15 protein-coding genes are annotated in these 18612 nt (G+C 37.3%); 1 reads left to right on the top strand and 14 read right to left on the bottom strand.

Going from position 1 to position 18612, the window contains the following annotated elements:
* Position 1: 1 nt before the first annotated feature.
* The 6 genes from ND2E_RS13755 to ND2E_RS13735 all read right to left on the bottom strand — a co-directional run bounded on the left by ND2E_RS13755 (position 2) and on the right by ND2E_RS13735 (position 6983).
* The gene (locus ND2E_RS13755) at positions 2-1555 is read right to left on the bottom strand and encodes an amidohydrolase (RefSeq protein WP_052056388.1); all 1554 of its coding nucleotides are present in this window, start codon (positions 1553-1555) and stop codon (positions 2-4) included.
* A gap of 185 nt (positions 1556-1740) precedes the next feature.
* Positions 1741-3936 carry a bacteriohemerythrin gene (locus ND2E_RS22370; protein WP_052056390.1) on the bottom strand — a complete coding sequence of 732 codons (2196 nt, stop codon included), beginning with the start codon at positions 3934-3936 and terminating at the stop codon, positions 1741-1743.
* Between the two features lie 115 nt (positions 3937-4051).
* Positions 4052-4681 carry a protein-methionine-sulfoxide reductase heme-binding subunit MsrQ gene (gene msrQ, locus ND2E_RS13750; RefSeq protein WP_033093286.1) on the bottom strand — a complete coding sequence of 210 codons (630 nt, stop codon included), beginning with the start codon at positions 4679-4681 and terminating at the stop codon, positions 4052-4054.
* 14 nt (positions 4682-4695) lie between these two features.
* Entirely contained in the window at positions 4696-5709 is a 1014-nt protein-coding gene (gene msrP, locus ND2E_RS13745; protein WP_033093287.1) for a protein-methionine-sulfoxide reductase catalytic subunit MsrP, read from the bottom strand.
* 146 nt (positions 5710-5855) lie between these two features.
* Positions 5856-6224 (bottom strand): glutaredoxin family protein, encoded by a 369-nt coding sequence (locus ND2E_RS13740; RefSeq protein WP_033093505.1) that lies wholly within the window; start codon positions 6222-6224, stop codon positions 5856-5858.
* A 207-nt stretch (positions 6225-6431) separates the two neighbouring features.
* Positions 6432-6983, bottom strand: coding sequence for a DUF2058 domain-containing protein (locus ND2E_RS13735; RefSeq protein ID WP_033093288.1), 552 nt, complete (start codon positions 6981-6983; stop codon positions 6432-6434).
* 492 nt (positions 6984-7475) lie between these two features.
* Here ND2E_RS13735 and ND2E_RS13730 point away from each other — a divergent pair, with 492 nt between their 5' ends.
* Positions 7476-7754, top strand: coding sequence for a peptidylprolyl isomerase (locus ND2E_RS13730; RefSeq protein ID WP_033081198.1), 279 nt, complete (start codon positions 7476-7478; stop codon positions 7752-7754).
* Positions 7755-7896: 142 nt separating this feature from the next.
* On the opposite strand, the gene ND2E_RS13725 is transcribed toward ND2E_RS13730, so the two are convergent.
* From ND2E_RS13725 to tviB, 8 genes are all read right to left on the bottom strand, one after another.
* Complete coding sequence (locus ND2E_RS13725; protein ID WP_033093289.1) at positions 7897-9192, bottom strand: inorganic phosphate transporter; 1296 nt, start codon at positions 9190-9192, stop codon at positions 7897-7899.
* Between the two features lie 10 nt (positions 9193-9202).
* Complete coding sequence (locus ND2E_RS13720; protein WP_033093290.1) at positions 9203-9883, bottom strand: TIGR00153 family protein; 681 nt, start codon at positions 9881-9883, stop codon at positions 9203-9205.
* Positions 9884-10100: 217 nt separating this feature from the next.
* Positions 10101-10802, bottom strand: a complete 702-nt coding sequence (gene phoU, locus ND2E_RS13715; RefSeq protein WP_033093291.1) for a phosphate signaling complex protein PhoU — start codon at positions 10800-10802, stop codon at positions 10101-10103.
* A 33-nt stretch (positions 10803-10835) separates the two neighbouring features.
* Positions 10836-11675 (bottom strand): phosphate ABC transporter ATP-binding protein PstB, encoded by an 840-nt coding sequence (gene pstB, locus ND2E_RS13710; protein WP_033093292.1) that lies wholly within the window; start codon positions 11673-11675, stop codon positions 10836-10838.
* A 91-nt stretch (positions 11676-11766) separates the two neighbouring features.
* The gene (gene pstA / locus ND2E_RS13705) at positions 11767-13404 is read right to left on the bottom strand and encodes a phosphate ABC transporter permease PstA (protein ID WP_033093293.1); all 1638 of its coding nucleotides are present in this window, start codon (positions 13402-13404) and stop codon (positions 11767-11769) included.
* Between the two features lie 189 nt (positions 13405-13593).
* Positions 13594-15921 carry an ABC transporter permease subunit gene (locus ND2E_RS13700; protein ID WP_033093294.1) on the bottom strand — a complete coding sequence of 776 codons (2328 nt, stop codon included), beginning with the start codon at positions 15919-15921 and terminating at the stop codon, positions 13594-13596.
* 252 nt (positions 15922-16173) lie between these two features.
* A complete protein-coding gene (locus tag ND2E_RS13695) occupies positions 16174-17208 on the bottom strand; it encodes an NAD-dependent epimerase/dehydratase family protein (RefSeq protein WP_033093295.1) in 1035 nt (344 codons plus the stop codon).
* Between the two features lie 94 nt (positions 17209-17302).
* Positions 17303-18583 (bottom strand): Vi polysaccharide biosynthesis UDP-N-acetylglucosamine C-6 dehydrogenase TviB, encoded by a 1281-nt coding sequence (tviB, locus tag ND2E_RS13690; RefSeq protein ID WP_033093296.1) that lies wholly within the window; start codon positions 18581-18583, stop codon positions 17303-17305.
* Positions 18584-18612: the final 29 nt, after the last annotated feature.

An 18612-nucleotide genomic window follows, 5' to 3' on the forward strand; every position in this document is an offset into this window, starting at 1 on the left:
CCTATTCTTTGCTTGCTGGCTTAGTCGCCGCATTATTTACTGAAATATTTTCTGTTAGGCTAACAGCATTAGTATCGTGGTTATCTAGTTGTTGACCCAGTAAAAAATCACTTTTTGCCTGGTATTTTTCATCCAAACGATCAAAAACTTTAGCACCATCAATAAACACTTGCTCAGCTTTTGCGTAAACACTAAACGGGTTCATATTCCAAACGACAACATCGGCATTCTTTCCGGCTTCTAAACTACCTACTTCATCATTAATGCCTAAAGATTTCGCAGCATTAGCAGTTATCCATTTAATGGCATCCTCTTCTTTTAGGGCAAAGCCATTTTCATTGGCACGGTACATCACTTTCGCCGCTTCTTGATTTAATCGTTGAATAGTAGTCGCTGAATCAGAATGGACCACGGCACAAGAGTTTTTAACCGCATCAACAATGGCAACATTTTCTTCTACCATGTCATAAGCTTCCATTTTAAATCCCCACCAATCTGGCCACATAGCAGCGCAATTGCCATTCGCAGCTAATAAATCTGCAATTTTATAACCTTCAATCGCATGATGAAAAGTACCTGAGTGATAATTAAACTCATTACTTAGGTCAATCATTACTGCCATTTCTTCCGCTTTATAACAATGGTTGTGGATTAATATTTCGCCCTCTAAAACCCCCATCAGTGTATCAAGTGCCAAATCACGTTTAGGTGCCTCAGGGTTTTCACCTGCACTGTAATCACGGTCATATTTATCCCAAGCACGTTTGTATTCTGTGGCAGCAAGCCAAGCACTTCGGTAACCAGCAACATTCCCCATACGCGTTGAAGGTAATACTTTTCGACTACCATAAACACGTTTAGGGTTTTCACCACACGCCATTTTTAACCCATAAGGTGCGCCAGAAAATTTCATGCCTTGCATTGTTTCACTCGGCACATTGCGTAACGTTACCCCTCGTCCGCCAAATAAATTAGCCGAGCCAGGTAAGATCTGTAAGCTGGTTATGCCGCCAGCACGAGCGGCTTGAAAAGCAGGGTCTTGCGGCCAAACACTATGTTCAGCCCATACTTCCGAAGTATTAGCAGAGGTCATCTCATTACCATCTGAATGTGACTCAACTTCTGGGTTTGGGTAAACACCTAAATGAGAGTGAACATCAATTATACCTGGCGTGATCCACTTTCCTTTCACATCAATTACAGTGGCTTGCTCAGCTGATAAATTTTCACCTACTTGAGCAACTTTGCCATTGACGAATAAAATATCAGTATTATTTAAACGCTCCCCTGTGCCTGTTAGTATAGTGGCATTGGTTAATAATGTACTTTCAGTGAGTAACGCTTGGTAGGTACTCGGGTAAGGGTTTTTATTAATGACAACCTTAGCATCTTGTTTTTCTTTAGGTAAACATGCGGTTAAACCTAAAGCCAACAGACTGGTGGTGATCAATGTAAACACGTTTTTCTTATGGTCAAACTGACGAAAGAGTGTAGTAGTAGACTTATTATCTGGATCTGAGGTAATTAAATTACGTGGTGATGACGTCTTAAGCATTGAAATTCCTGTAGCGAACTATAATGCTTAGTACCTTAAATTTAATTTGATAAAACAACAAGCTATTGACGATAAGTAGTCGCTTATCTAGGTTCATTTACATGTATATACTTAAGCCACTTGAAGATAAGTGTCACATTGCAATTTAAGCCTGCATTTTTAGCCCTTGGATATATACAAAATAATCACTGTTGAGTAGCGACGACTTTATTTCTCCCACTATTTTTTGCTTGATAAAGAGATTTATCCGCATGTGCTACGAAGGTTTCAGCATTGGTAAAGTAATCATTTTTCCATTGACTTACCCCGATACTAACCGTTATGGATATTTGCTTATCAGCAACATTTATCTCAAGTTTTGCTATTTTCTGTCGTAAACGTTCGGCAAATTTCTCTGCATTGTCTAACGTAGTATTAGGCATAACAATTACAAACTCTTCACCACCAATACGAGCGACAACATCACTGCTTCGTACAGCTTCAACACAAGTTTGATAGAATAAGACCAAGACTTCATCCCCGACCCCATGACCATAAGTATCATTTACTTGTTTGAAGTAATCAATGTCCAACAGCATTATGGATAAAGGGTTGCCATAGTTATTAACATTGGAAATTTCTTGGTCAAGCACTTCATTAAAATGATGACGATTGACTGCTCCTGTTAGCGCATCGGTAATTGCTAGTTGTTGAAAATGATCCTGTTGAGATTTTCGGTACTTGATTTCTTTTTGCTGTTGACTAACCGTTGCTTTATAAACATCCCCTTGGAGGAGTTTTCGGCGCAGCTTTTCAAAAGCAAGTTGCATCGAGCCTATTTCGTCTTTACTATCAATACTTTCAAAGTGTATGTTATTTTGACCTTCAGACATATCATTCAATGCAAACGTGAGCTTTCTTACGGGGCTAATAATACTGTAATTTAATACTAGCGCAAAAAATATAGCTGCCAGTAAAAATACCAACATGGCAAGAATTATCAAATAACCTTCAGTTTTTAATTGCTGGCTTTCATTATATATCTGTTCATCAAACTCGCTAATCAACTTTTCAACGACAGTATTTAAAATATCTATTTTTTCAGACATAACATTGAACCACCTTGCAGCTCTGACATCCTTATCATTAAATTGCATGGTTTCCAGATATGAAGACTCTAAATGTTGTCGCTGAGATATTGCATTGCAATAACTTCCGCAAATTAACTTTTGACCTGCATTGGCTGAGCTTTCAAATATTCGTAGGATATTTAATTGTTTACCTACCAATAAACTCACATCAACATTATCATAAATACTATCTTGATGATTTTCATCGATTTTCATACCAATCGCCCGAATTTGCCCCATAAACTCCTTATATCGCAATACGGCATTAATGGCTGAAATATCATTGGCATGACTCGAACCTATCTCGATATGAACCAAGTGGTCTGATACAGATAAAAGCTGCTCGATTAATTCTGTGTAAACATAATAAGTATCTTCAAAACCAACTATTTTCTGATCTAAGTGCATTCTATGACGCGATAAATTTTCAACTATTTTTTGAAAGTTAACCATGTAACGATTAACACCGATTTTCACTTCTTGATTAGCTGATTTATCTAATAAACCTAAGAAGTACTGTATTTTTGCATCTGTATTTTTTCGTCGTTTGCTTAATTGCTCGGCAAAACTTCTATAGTTTGAACTGGTATAACCGGTTGATAGTCCCCGTTCAGCTTGTAATGAGTGAGTAATACCATTGACTTGCTCAATAACAGAGTTTAGTCCTAAAACCTTAGAGATATTGTCATAACGTTGGTAGTTATCTTTAAGAATAAAAAAGCAAAGCAACAGCGTTGCAGCAACAGGGATTAGTGTAGTAATTAAGACACGGTGGCTTAAAATAAGAGATTGAGATAGCTTTACTGAGAAAAGCCTTAACAACGGATGTTTGGATTTTTTATCTTTTTTATAACGGCTAAACTCTTCAAAGCAATGAATCGCAGGAACATAATCGAGATCTTCCTCTAAAATATGTTTGATTAGCCATTGCTGTAAAAATAAGATAACTTTATCTTTTACAACTTCTGACTCAGTTCCCTTTGCAAACCATTGTTCCTTTAACTGTGGAATTCTTTTAATAAATGCTTGATGACTTTGTTTATGAGCATCAAACTGCTGATAATTAATTTTAGCTAAAAGCGCTTCTTCTCGAGCAAAATGTGACTGACAATACCCTTCAAGCCGTTCAAATATTTCATCAATGCCTTCCGGCCCCAGTTTTTCATTTTTGGCCGACATCAATTGCGCTAAAATGGCAATAAGCTGTTTATGATCATTATCAAGGCTATCAATGCCAACACTCATTCCCTCGTCCCAGACTAACTCCGCCATAAAACTCGAACTTCCCTTTCATTACACTATAGTGAAACATTAACTTGTATATATAACACTCAATTAGACTGGGTAGATTATAGAAAAAGGTAATGTTATACAAATGTAAAAAGAGCTATTTTGATGTTATTTTTTTAACAAATATAGACAAGATCAATTCTTTAATTTTTTTATAACGAAATGCTAATAAAATTAAGGTGAGTGACATGTAAAACAGCGGTAATAGAATTTCCGACTTAACCGACCAATAAAAGTGAACTGACACTAAAATAGCGATAAAATAACTGTAATTATGCAAACTTTGCCATGACTTTCCCATTTTACGCTTAATACGATTAAGGGATGTAACTGCAAGCGCCGCTAATAAAATAAATGCAACCATGCCAATAGTGATGTACGGCCGTTTGACAACTTCATTGAAAAATAAAGACCAAGCAAACTGTAAATCAAACATCAAAAAATTAAGTAAGTGCAAGAAGGCATAACAGAAGGAATATAAACCAAGCAAGCGCCTAACCTGTAGGAGGTAACCCAACTTAAATCTTTTAGCGATCGGTGAAACAGTCAGTGTTACCAATATTAAGTTAAAAGCACCAATCCCAGTAAAGTGAATAACTTCCTGTACGGGATCAGCACCAAGCTGATCATTAAAGGCAAGATAATATAAACTCAGTAAAGGTAAGAACGCGGCTAAATGAATAACAAACTTTACCAGTATAACTTTATTCGATGTAGTGAGAAGCATATAAACATAGAACCTTAATAGTACTTACTTAAATCCATATTTTTATACATATGCGCTACCTGTTCACCATAACCATTAAAAGGTAAGGTCTCAATGCGATTTTTAGCAAACAATCCCCCTGAGGTGATGCGCCGCTCACTGGCTTGGCTCCAACGTGGGTGATCATGTGCAGGATTAACATTGGCATAAAACCCATATTCATTTGAGGCGAGTTTATTCCAGGTCGTTTGAGGTTGTTCACGCACCAACTTAATTGACACTATCGATTTAATACTCTTAAAGCCATACTTCCAAGGCACAACTAAGCGAATTGGCGCACCATTTTGCGGTGGTAAAGTTTTACCATATAAACCAACACTCATTAACGTCAATGGATTCATAGCTTCATCAATGCGTAGTCCCTCAACATAAGGATATGCGATGCCACCACCTAAGCGTCTATTACTTTGTCCAGGCATTTGCTCTGGGTCAAAAAGCGTTTCAAAAAGCACATATTTAGCAGAGGAGTTCGGCGCAACCTTTTTTAATAATTCAGCTAAAGAAAAGCCAATCCAAGGAACTACCATTGACCAAGCTTCAACACAACGCAGTCGATAAATCCGCTCTTCTAAGGCGAACATAGTTGTCAAATCATCATAATCTAAGGTAATAGGGTTTTCACATTCACCAGAAATAGTTAGCTGCCAAGGATTTACCTTAAAATTTTGCGATAACTCGGCGGGTTGATTTTTTTGTGCACCAAATTCATAGAAGTTATTGTGACTAATAACCTTCTGTTCAGGAGTTCTGATTAAAGAAAGGTTATCTTTATCTGCTTTGTAGTTTAATGCTGTGGTTTTAAAACTAGCGTCGGCGTCTTTACTATCAAAAAATCCAGCGTTGGCTTTATGCGAGATGGCTGAGCCCAAGAGTGCTCCGGCACCGAGAAACCCCATACTTTTAACAAGTTGACGGCGTTGTATATAAACCGATTCATCGGTAATGTCGGATGTTTTTAATGTGGAGCTCGATGGGATTTTTATCAACATAAGGGCCTACTAAGTTTTCTGAACAAGAGATTAACTTAATAGACACAATTTTCTGACAAATAATTTCAAAAATAGCATTATAATTATCACGGGGGGCTGCCACGAACAATTCAATAAAGTATTCGTGGCTAATAGCTAATTAATCGCTAGGCTGCTTTTGTTAACCCTTGTAAATGGCTAACAACATCACTTGATTCATACAACCATTGAACTTGACCATCTTCTTTTTCAATGCGTAAACATGGTACTTTACGCTTTCCGCCTTCACGAACCAGTTCTTCACTAAAGTCATTGTTACCACTGATGTTACGTAGCTCTATTTTCAAACCTTCACGCTTCATCGTACGACGTACTTTCACACAAAATGGACAAGAAGGTAGTTGGTACAAACTTAGCGATTTCGTTTGCTCGTCAAGTTTCGCTTGCTCACTTACCGCCCGTTTTGGCGATCGGGGTGAAAAAATAACATTTAATAATAAAATTAATTGACCTATTGGCCAACGGATAGCTTTCATCAACATAATAAATAACATCTCTTGTTAATCAAATCAAAAGTTAACATATTGTTTATATTAACTATTATATAAAATAATGTACTCTTATTCTCTTGCACACAAAATTTCCGATATTCTAGCACATTCAACGAAGAGTTTATTCGCCAGCCGGTAGCTGAAAAAAATTTTCCTAGAGTAATCGAACAAAAAATAGCTTGCTCGGTATCTCTACCACATCAAGTCGTCTGGAATTTGGTAGTCTGCATACGGATCATTTTCATCGGTTTCTTCCGCTTCAATCTTATCGTTTTGTACGAGTATGAGGCTCTTATCAAGTTCAGCAACTTTTTCTGCCGTTTCACTGGTTACAATATACGTTATTTCATTTAAGCCACACAAAGCCAAGCGACCATTTACTAACGCTTTATGTGTAATAGTATCAAGTGCTAATTTTTTTACTTTATTATCGAACGTATAGTTATATTCACTTTCACCTTTGACGCCCGTTAATTGATGATGTTCAAGTATTTGCTTGATACGTAATTGCTGCTCTTTATGCGCAAGTTCGATGTTTTTCGCCTCATTAAGCTCACTATCTTTTGCAAGCTTTTCAGCTTTTGAAAGTGCTAAATCTTGCTTTACTTGCTCTTGTAAACTTGCACCATGCTCAACACCACTACGCTGTTGTTTGTTTTTCTTACGCTTTGCTGAGTTAGCTTGACGTGTTTTTTGTTTAGTAGTTAATCCTGCTTTGAGCAATTGATCTTGAAGGGAGGCCATAGGTAATCCTTACTGTCTTATACCAATTGAACTAGTTTATTGCTCACGAGTGTATCCCTAAGCAGATTAATAAAGTAATGCGTTTGGTATTCATACGATATCTGTAAAGTATCAGTACATATTGGTGAATCAAAAATTTCCGCTATTCTACCTATATTTAGCTTGAAGTGCGAACTTACGCCGCATTGGTTTACAAAAAGAACAGACCTGCTTAAAGGAGATGTTGGTACCTAAACTTTCACCTTATATAAATCATTTACCTAGCTTAAGCTATTAATATTTCAAATTAAAAGCCAATAGAAAAGTGGTATCTCATCGAAGCTGTTTAAAACACTCCGCCCTAGCTATAATCAATGAGTAAATTCAAAGGTTAATAAATTACTTTCATTTCGCTTACTTTCAATTGTAAATTAGATGCGTTACTGTAGCTCTGCTCGATTATAATTATTTTGAATTAGTTATAATTTCACAATACAGAAATAGGAAAGAAGTATGTCTCAAGCAAGTGCACGCCACCTTTTAGTGGATACAGAAGAACAATGTTTAGCCTTAAAAGCAGAAATTGAAGCTGGTAAAGATTTTGCTGAAGTAGCTAAAGAGCATTCGAACTGCCCATCAAATGCACAAGGTGGTGATTTAGGTAGCTTTGGCCCAGGTCAAATGGTTCCTGAATTTGATAAAGTTGTTTTTTCAGCTCCTTTAAATACAGTACAAGGCCCAGTACAAACTCAGTTTGGCTACCACTTATTAGAAGTTACTGAACGTAGCTAAGCCTAATTAACAACATCATTTATTAACGCGTTAATTAGATAGCTTTTTAATCATGGTACTTTAGAGATTATGGTTAAAAAAGAGAATAAAAAAGCCGCAACATGTTGCGGCTTTTTTGATTCTGTTTTCTGATATTATATGACTAACTAAATATAGCCTGCATAATCCAAAAGAAGATAATAGATAAACCAGCACCTACAGGTAAAGTTATTACCCAAGAAACGACGATGTTACGTACAACACCTAAATTAATCGCGGCAATACCACGAGCCATACCTACACCTAACACAGCGCCTACAAGGGTTTGTGTTGTTGAAATGGGTAAACCTGCACCAGATGCGATAACAACAGTACTAGCTGCCGCTAATTCTGCAGCAAAACCACGACTTGGTGTTAAATGTGTAATGCCTTGACCGATAGTTGCTATGACTTTATGGCCAAATAAGGCAAGACCTGCAACAATACCAAAACCACCTAATGGTAATATCCACCAAGCAATTGCTGATTTAGCAGCAATTTGTCCATCTTGTTCAACAATACTTACTACGGCAGCTAAAGGTCCGATTGCATTGGCCACATCATTCGAGCCATGGGCAAATGCCATTGCACATGCAGTGACAATCATCAGTATTGCAAAAACTTTTTCTACGTTAACGTAATGAGCTTCTTTAGCAAGATTCTCATCAAACTTTAAGCGGCTAATAAAGAATTTACCAATAATAGCAACGATAACAGCAACGAGGGTAGCCAAGTAGAAACCACCTGCGCCTTTAATTTCAAAATTAACAAAGCCTAAATTGACATTTTCTAAGCCAATATGTTTTAGACCTTTTTTGATCGTTACCAGTGATAATACAAAGCCCGCTAGGAACATATAAGCAGGAACCCAACGTTTAGCTTGTTGTAATGGTTTATCCGTATCAAAAATTAGCTTTTGTGCGCTGTTAAAGATAATAAACGCAATAACACCTGATATTAATGGTGTAATGATCCAACTACCAACAATACCAACGACTTTGCTCCATTCTACCGCTTCAGCACTAACACCTACCGCAGCAAAACCAACTATAGCACCAACTATTGAGTGGGTAGTCGAAACAGGCCAACCTAAGGCAGAAGCGATTAATAACCATGTTGCCGCTGCAAAAAGTGCTGATATCATGCCGTAGACTAGTAATTCAGGTGTATCGATAAAGTAACTGGCGTCGATAATCCCCTTACGGATAGTTGATGTTACTTCGCCACCTGCTAGGTAAGCACCTGCAAATTCAAATACCATTGCTATGATAATGGCTTGTTTAATGGTTAAAGCTTTTGAGCCAACAGAAGTGCCCATTGCATTTGCTACATCATTGGCACCAATGCCCCACGCCATGAAGAAGCCAACAACAGCAGCAAGAATTACAAAAGTGCTGCCAGAGTTAAGTATAATTTCCATTAGTTAAACCTTATTTTCGAGCAAGAAGAATTTCTAAACGTGCACCTACACGTTCAGCAAGATCAGCTAAATCGCCAACCCAATCAATAATTTGATATAAGAATATTACATCAACTGGATTCAAATCCTTTTCAATCGCTAATAAGTTTTTACGTAAAATAACTTGCAAGTCGTCAGTATCGTCTTCGATAGCATCTAACTGGCTTATCATCTTCTCTACCAATTCAACTTCACGTCCACGGAAGCCTGTTTCTAACAAATCATCTAATTCATTAATTGCTTCAGCTGCTTTTTCCGTAGCATCAAGACAACGCGATAAATAAGCACAAAATTCTGCTTGCAAACTAGCAGGTATTTCAAGTTTACGCCCAAGAACACGACCAGCGATATCTTTTGCTTTGTTTGCTATTTTGTCTTGTTGAGAAACCAGTTCTAGTAAGTCAGCTCTATCAACGGGCATAAACAAACCACCCGGTAATTCTAGACGTAACTGACGTTTTAAGGCGTCAGCATCTTGCTCTAATTTAGAGAGCTTACGGCGTACTTTAGCCGCTTCACTCCACTCTTCAGCAGTACATGCTTCAAAAAATGGGATCAGTTGTTTACTACATTTAACAACTATTTGAATATGTTTCACTAACGGTTTTATCGGTGATTTTGCAAATACACCTAAGATTGAATTTTTAGCCATAATTGTGTTTCCAGTAGGTCTAACTCTCGTCATTGCTATTCGTCGCGGATAGTACCCCATTTAACTTCTAATGTTAAATGCTAATATCAGCTTAAATGCATGCCTTTATTAACTAAGCACTGTAATGTCGCTTTTTTTTTGCTAAACGTTAGCAAAATACAGAGTTAATCAATTGAATTTATTATAATTTTAAACGAACACTATTGATATAAGTATGTTATAAGTTTTTCATATCTTCTGCTGTGGTATGGCGAACAACCTTACCTTTAACAAAATAAATGATGTATTCACAGATGTTTTGACAACGATCTCCAATACGTTCAAGAGCGCGTGCTGACCAAATAACTGTCATAACTTGTGGAATTGAACGGGGATCTTCCATCATATAAGTCATTAATTGACGCATTAACGCTTCATATTCACGATTTATTTTGTCATCCATCTGGTGAATTTTAATCGCCGTTTCATAATCCATTCTGGTAAACGCATCAAGGCTAGCTTGAAGAAATTCCAGCACTCCTCGACCTAGGTTATCTAAATTAATTAGTAAATCTTGCTGTGATGAAGAAAAACTTTCCAAAGCAACTTTGGCAATTTTTTCAGCCTCATCACCGATTCTTTCAAGATCAGCAATTGTTTTCACCACAGCCATAATTAAGCGTAAATCACCTGCCGCTGGCTGGCGTTTAGCAATTATCCGCGTACATTCATCATCAATACTGACTTCATAAGCATTAATTTGGTAATCGTTACTTAATACCTGTTTCGCCAAATCAACGTCCGATTGGCCTACGGCAACAAGGGCATCGGTAAGTTGCTTTTCAACTAAGCCCCCCATATGCATAACATTATTAATGACTCGCTCTAAATCTTCATTGAACTGGCCAGAAATATGACGACCAATTTGCAAATTATCCATGGTTATTTCCTTTCATACTTTCTTAACTTACTTTTAGCCGTAACGGCCAGTAATGTAATCTTCAGTTTTCTTTTTCTGTGGTGTGGTAAATAATGTATTGGTGTCACTGTATTCTATTAAGTCCCCCATATACATGAATGCGGTTTGATCGGATACACGTGCTGCTTGTTGCATATTATGCGTCACGATTACCACAGTAAATTGCTTTTTAAGATCATTGATTAGCTCTTCAATGGTCAAGGTCGAGATAGGATCAAGTGCCGATGTCGGTTCATCAAGCAGTAAGACTTCAGGCTGAATAGCTATTGCTCGGGCAATTACTAAGCGTTGTTGTTGACCACCAGAAAGACCTAAAGCACTTTCATGCAACCTGTCTTTTACTTCGTTCCAAAGCGCCGCACTGCGTAATGACTTTTCGGCAGCTTCATCAAGTTTTCGTCGATTATTTTCGCCCATAATACGTAATCCATAAACCACATTTTCATAAATGGTTTTAGGAAAAGGATTTGGTCGTTGAAATACCATACCAACTTTACGCCTTAGTTCAGCGACATTAACATGCTTATCATAAATGTTATTGCCATGAAGGTTTATCTCGCCACTAATATGGCAATCATCAACTAAGTCATTCATACGGTTGATAGAGCGTAATAGCGTTGATTTACCACAACCACTTGGCCCAATGAACGCTGTTACCTGCCCTTTTGGAATAGACATGGTAATATTATTTAATGCTTGTTTTTTCCCATAGAACAAATTTAATTTATTAATATCTAAAGCAACTTGTTCTGGTGTTAAATTAGTCAAATCTAACTTTTTTTCAATGGCTATATCAGAGCCGGGCGTTAGTATTTTTGGGCTAATAGAAATCATAATAGGTGTTTCTCTAATTATTTTTCAGTAATCATTTAGGTACAAATGTAAAATTGCTAATTGCAACTTGCCAATTATTTAGATAAGTAAACTAGTGCTCTAACATCTTATATCTTTCACGCAATTTGTTACGTATTGAAACAGCTGTCATATTTAAAGCAACAATTATGCTTACTAAGAGCAACGCAGTTGCATAAACCAATGGCCTTGCCGCTTCAACATTCGGGCTTTGAAAACCAACATCATAAATATGAAAGCCTAAATGCATAAACTTTCTGTCCAAGTGTAAAAATGGGAAGTTACCGTCTAATGGTAAATTAGGAGCCATTTTAACAACACCTACCAACATTAACGGCGCTACTTCACCAGCTGCGCGTGCAATGGCTAAAATAATACCTGTCATAATAGCAGGACTTGCAATGGGTAATATTATTCGCCATAACGTTTCGGCTTTAGTTGCCCCGAGAGCAAGTGAGCCATGGCGCATGGCCGACGGTATACGTGATAATCCTTCCTCAGTTGATACAATTACAACGGGTAAAGTTAATATGGCAAGCGTTAAAGCTGACCATAAAACCCCCGGTGTCCCAAATGTAGGGCTAGGTAAATTTTCTGAATAAAACAATTGGTCAAGTGACCCGCCAACCATATAGACAAAAAAACCTAAACCAAACACCCCATAAACAATAGAAGGGACGCCGGCTAAATTGATAACCGCGATACGTAAAAGTTTAGTAAAAGCATTCTTGCCTGCATATTCGTGTAAATAAATTGCAGCAATCACGCCAAAAGGAGACACGATAACTGTCATTAATAACACCATAAGAACGGTACCAAAAATAGCAGGAAAAACACCACCTTCGGTGTTGGCTTCACGTGGGTCTTCAATTAAAAATGAAGCTATTTGACTAAAGAATAAAGCGATTTTCTCTATCAGGGTAAGTTGATTATTAAAGGTTACCTTTAGAATGTATTCAAAATTGATAGTCACTAGCTGACCATCCATCGCACGCATAACAATATGATCACGCGATACTTCTTTTCGATATCCCAGTAATTCTTGCTCTAGCTCAGCATATTCTTGGTTTAATGTGGCTATCTCACTATCAATTTGTGCTTGCAGCTCAGGGGTTAGCTTATTTTGAAGTTGATATTTGCGCGTTTTTAATCGCAAACGTTCTAATTGGTAATTTATCGCGCCAATATCTGATTTTTGTAATTCGTTTATTTGCTCTTGGAAATTATCAACACGCGATAATAATTCAGGCAGCTTCTCAAGAGCAACTTCTTTACCATCAACGACAACAGTTTCTATGTATCCATAAAAATTCCCGTTAGTACGACGTTCAACAACGACCAAATCTTTGGGGGTTTGTGTCTTTTGAATGTTATGACTTAACAACCAACGAAAATCTAGACTAACCAATTCACGGTTACCTGTTTTGATCAACAGGCGTTCTAATATCTCTTGGTCAGGCTCAAGCACTAAGTCTAAATGTGCTAACTGGCTTACCGGAATTTGCTCTCTGTCATAGATTTCACCAATGACAACACTCTTTGTGCCATGCTCATCAGTTAAGTCAAATTGATAAAGCTCACTTGGCCAAAAATACGACAGTCCACGAGAGGCTATTAACCACAATAGACCTAACACTGAGATTAAACTGAGACTTACGCCACCTGCTGATAACCATATCCACGGTGAACCTGATTTAAACCACTTATTCATATAACAACTCTATAATTAGTTCATAACTTCACACTTTGTTGCTGTTTAGCCCAATTTATTCGGCGAAAGTACTCATTGATAGTCATCAACTTAGTGCTTTCTTCTTCAAATTGGACCATACAGCTTAAAAGTGAGCAGCTATATAATTCATTAAATAAACTACTTGTCGAAAATTCATAACCTACGGTGCTACATTGAACTGTATTTTTCGCGTAATCGTTGGCGTACAAACTCTGCTGCGGTATTGAAAATAAAGGTAAATATAAATAGAACAAAAGCCGCTAAGAATAGGATGCGGTAATGAGAGCTCCCTACCTCAGATTCTGGCATCTCTACCGCAATATTAGCTGCAAGTGTTCTCATTCCTTGGAAAATACTCCAGTCTAAAATTGGCGTATTACCCGTTGCCATCAAGACAATCATGGTTTCCCCCACTGCTCGACCAAGTCCCATCATAACCGCAGAGAAAATCCCAGGGCTTGCCGTTAACAACACGACTTTTATCAGTGTTTGCCACTGGGTAGCACCAAGCGCTAATGAGCCACTCGTAAGATGACTAGGCACACTAAATATTGCATCTTCTGCCATGGAAAATATGGTCGGTATAACAGCAAAGCCCATGGCGATGCCAACCACTAAAGCATTTCGTTGATCAAAATCGATACCTAAGTCATTCGTTAAGTATTGGCGCATATCACCATTAAAAAAGGCTAACTCTAGTACGCCTGAGAGTGCAAAGGCAGCATAGATTGCTAACACCATAACGGGTATAAGTAACAGAGGAGCCAATGTCTCTGGCAACTTATCTTTCCAGTGGTTTGGTAAGTTATACCATGCAAAGGCTGTTATTAACGTCGATATAGGCAGGAATATAAAGAGTAGAAAAATTGCTGGCAAGTATTCTTCCATCAATGGTGCCAACCATAGACCAGCGAGAAAACCGAGGATAACGGTTGGTAAAGCTTCCATTAATTCAATGGTAGGTTTTACTTTTTTACGCATTACGGGTGTCATGAAGTAAGCAGTGTATATCGCAGCGGTCAGGGCAATAGGGACAGCAAATAACATTGCATATAAAGCCGCTTTAATTGTGCCGAATGAAATAGGTACTAAAGAAAATTTACCTTCAAAATCATCTGAGCCTGACGTTGATTGCCAGATGTAGTCTGGCTCTGGGTAACCTTCATACCAAACTTCTTGCCATAAAGCTTGCCAGGTCACTTCTGGGTGTTCATTGTGCACACTAAATACTTGTAAGTTTGTTTTTTTACCATCTATTGAATCATTATCAACAATGATCAAACCATTTGCCCTCGGTGCTATTGCAAATGCTTCCGGTTGTGCTGAGCCAAGCTTCCCTTGCCATAAATGGGCTGAGCTAGTGGTATAAAAGACATTGACCATACCGTTATCGGTCATGGTATAAAAACTCTTTCTATATTGTTCAGTATAAATGGTCGTTATCGCGTTGGATGTTTGACTATTACGGCCTTCTATTCCGCGCGCATCGAAACTTCTGATTTGCTTAAATTTTCGTCCTGCCTCAGTTGCGACTTCAAACCACTGACTGATTTGACCATTACTATCACCAAGCAAAACAGAGCTACTACCTGAAAGCAGTGCCATAGAAGTGAGGTAAGTTCCATTATTATCCAGCGTAGGTTTGATAGTCGCTTTGAGGTTTACTTCGTCGTCATCACTAAGCGAATAAACATATACTGTTGAAGCAACTCTTATAAATGCTAAACTTAAATCCGGCGTTACTTTTATTTCATCAACCTTACCCTCAAGCAGCTCTATTTGTTGAAAAATGGTCTCGTATTCAACGTCTTCACCATCACTAGAAGAGCTAAAATCATCTTCAGCGATAAAGCTAGTTTTTATCAAACGTTTATCTTGGGTAAAGCCTACAAAAACAATCTTTTCATCATCCATTGCAAAGGCTAAGTTAGACAAGGGTGCCTGTTGTTCATCAATGATTAATGAGTCTTTACCTAGAGGATAATTAACTTGAGGAATAATTTCACGGGTATCATTAGCATATTTAGCATAAAAACTTGGCTGTATTAACACCGTGTTGCCTTTGGCGGTATGAAGTATTTTATTCGCTGAAAAAGAGTTAACGACATTAGTCACTCGCTCTTGATTGAGGTCATCACTGGCAAATAAGGACATTGAAAGTGCATTATCACCAACAGAAAACTGATTATCAGCTTTAGGTGCGCTAGCTTTTAAATGATAAAAGTCTATGTTACCCGTTTCTGTAATTTGATAAGCCACCTCTTGTAACTCATCAACACCAGTGCTCAATACTTTATCGTTAGCTTTTAAATCAAGAGTAATACTAACTTTCGGTTCTATTTGAGCAGATTCAAAAATAGGTTTTACCACGTAAAGTAAATATAAAAAAATCAGTACTAGGGTAAACAAAACGCTAATACCACCAAGGGTTATTAACCATTTTGCCAATGAGTTTTTGACCCCACGGCTTCGATTCGAACTAACAAGAGTTGCCACTTAATTAACCTTATTATCAACAAGCTAAACATTAGCTCATTCAATATAGAGAATATGATAAAAATAACTGAGCGCAGTATAAGTCAGTTATGTGACAATTTTATTACAACTAAAAATCGAATAGAAAATTAATAATTCAGGAAATAAAAAAGCAGCCCTAATAAGGAGCTGCTTTTTGAATTTTATTAGTTAACATAGAACTAAATACTAATGTCTTATCTTACTAAGATTAAATCTTACTATGACTAAATTTTACTTTAAAAAGTTAATATACCAAGGCATCGCTTTATCTATACCTTGTTGAATTTTAAACTCAGGTTCAAAACCAATTAAGGACTTTGCTTTAGAAATATCAGCTTGTGAATGTCTAACATCACCCGCTCTGAAATCTTGATATGTTGCAGATTTTTGATAATCGACACCATTTGCTTTTAAGGCTATTTTTAAACTATCAAACAGGGTATTTAAGCTAGTTCTGTCGCCTAGGGCGACATTATAGACTTGATTTTTACCAGCATCATTCGCTGTTGCCGCTAAAATATTAGCTTGTACTGCATTTTCAACAAAACAAAAATCACGGCTGGTTTCACCATCGCCATTGATAAGTAACTCTTCATTAGCGATCATTGCAGCTGTCCATTTAGGGATAACTGCAGCATAAGCACCGTCAGGATCTTGTCTTTTACCAAAGACATTAAAGTAACGCAAACCAGTACAATTTAAACCATAAGTTTTGTGAAAAACATCCGCATAAAGTTCATTAACATATTTAGTTACAGCATAAGGGGATAATGGTTTACCGATAGCCTCTTCAACTTTTGGCAGTGCGGGGTGATCCCCATAAGTAGAGCTTGATGCCGCATAGACAAAACTCTTTACCTGAGTTTCTTTAGCTGCCGTAAGCATAGTTAAAAAACCAGTGATATTTGCTGAATTAGTTAATAATGGATCAGCAATTGATCTTGGTACTGAGCCAAGTGCTGCTTGATGAAGAATATAATCAACACCATTATCGTAATAATTTAATGCAGTTTGGCAATCGTCTAATTGACGAATGTCCCCTTGAACAAAATAAAAATTTTGCCATTGTTCAGGGGAAACTTGTGCTTGAACTTCATCCAGATTGTATTGATGACCTGTTGCGAAGTTATCTAAACCAACAACTTTCTGATCTAATAAAAGCAGTGTTTCTAAAAGGTTTGAACCGATAAAGCCGGCACAACCAGTGATCATCCAGGTTTTAGGTGAATTGGTAAGCTCTTGTTTTATTTTTTGAAACTGAGTCATTGCGCTAAGTTGTCCTGTCCTTTATAAGTCCCACTTAACCAAGTGTCCAGATAGTAGGGATTAAGATATATCTAAAAATTGTTACTAAAAGGATTTATAAGCGGATATCAGCTAAATCTTTCTCTAGCATATATTTTATATCGTAAATTACATGATTTTCTTTCATCAATGCTTTAATTTCAGCAGAAGATAAAATCTTAAACTCATTATGTGCTACCGCAAAAATAACCGCATCATAGTAGGCAGTTTTAGGCGCAGAGATTAAATCAACGTCGTATTCTTGCTTAGCTTCCTCTGGGTTTACCCAAGGGTCATAAACATCAACATTAATATCAAATTCTGCTAATTCAGACAAAATATCAACTACTTTGGTATTGCGAACATCAGGACAATTTTCTTTGAAGGTTAAGCCCATCACCAGAACATTAGCACCGTTAACTGGCAGTTTTCTTTTTAGCATGGTTTTTACTAACTGAGAAACAACATATTCCCCCATAGAGTCGTTAATACGACGACCTGCAAGGATAACTTCAGGGTTATAACCAATAGCCTGTGCTTTATGAGTTAAATAATAGGGATCAACACCAATACAGTGACCGCCAACAAGACCTGGCCTAAATGGCAAAAAGTTCCATTTCGTACCAGCTGCTTTTAACACTTCTTCCGTATCAATATTTAGCTTATTAAAAATAACGGCAAGCTCATTTATCAAAGCAATATTTAAATCACGCTGAGTGTTTTCAATAACTTTTGCAGCTTCAGCCACTTGAATACTTGATGCTTGGTAGGTACCTGCTGTAATAATAGATCTATAGAGGCTGTCAATAAACTCTGCAACTTGCGGCGTTGATCCTGAAGTGACTTTTAAGATATTTGTAACTCTATGCTCTTTATCACCTGGATTGATACGCTCAGGGCTATAGCCGGCATAAAAATCTTGATTAAATATTAAGTCTGAGTGGCGTTCTATTTCAGGTAAACAAACTTCTTCTGTTGCTCCTGGATATACCGTAGATTCATAAATGATAATATTGCCCTTATCCAGCACATTGGCCAGCATAGCACTCGCCTTGACTAAAGGCGTTAAATCTGGACGCTTATGTTTGTCAATTGGGGTTGGAACGGTAACAATAAAGACATTACAATTTTTTAAATCGCTAACTTCTGAAGAATACGAAATAAATTCAGAATCGGCTAACTCTTCATTGGATACTTCTAAGGTAAAATCGTGACCTTGCTTTAGTTCATCAACACGCTTGGTGTTAATGTCAAAACCTAAGGTTGGATATTTTTTACCAAACTCTACTGCGAGGGGTAAACCAACATAACCTAAACCTATAATGCCTAGCTTCACGTTCTCTAAGGAGTGCAACATACCATGTCCATTTATTGTATTTCGATTAA

The organism is Colwellia psychrerythraea (assembly GCF_000764225.1).
In the GTDB taxonomy this organism is placed as follows: domain Bacteria; phylum Pseudomonadota; class Gammaproteobacteria; order Enterobacterales; family Alteromonadaceae; genus Colwellia; species Colwellia psychrerythraea_D.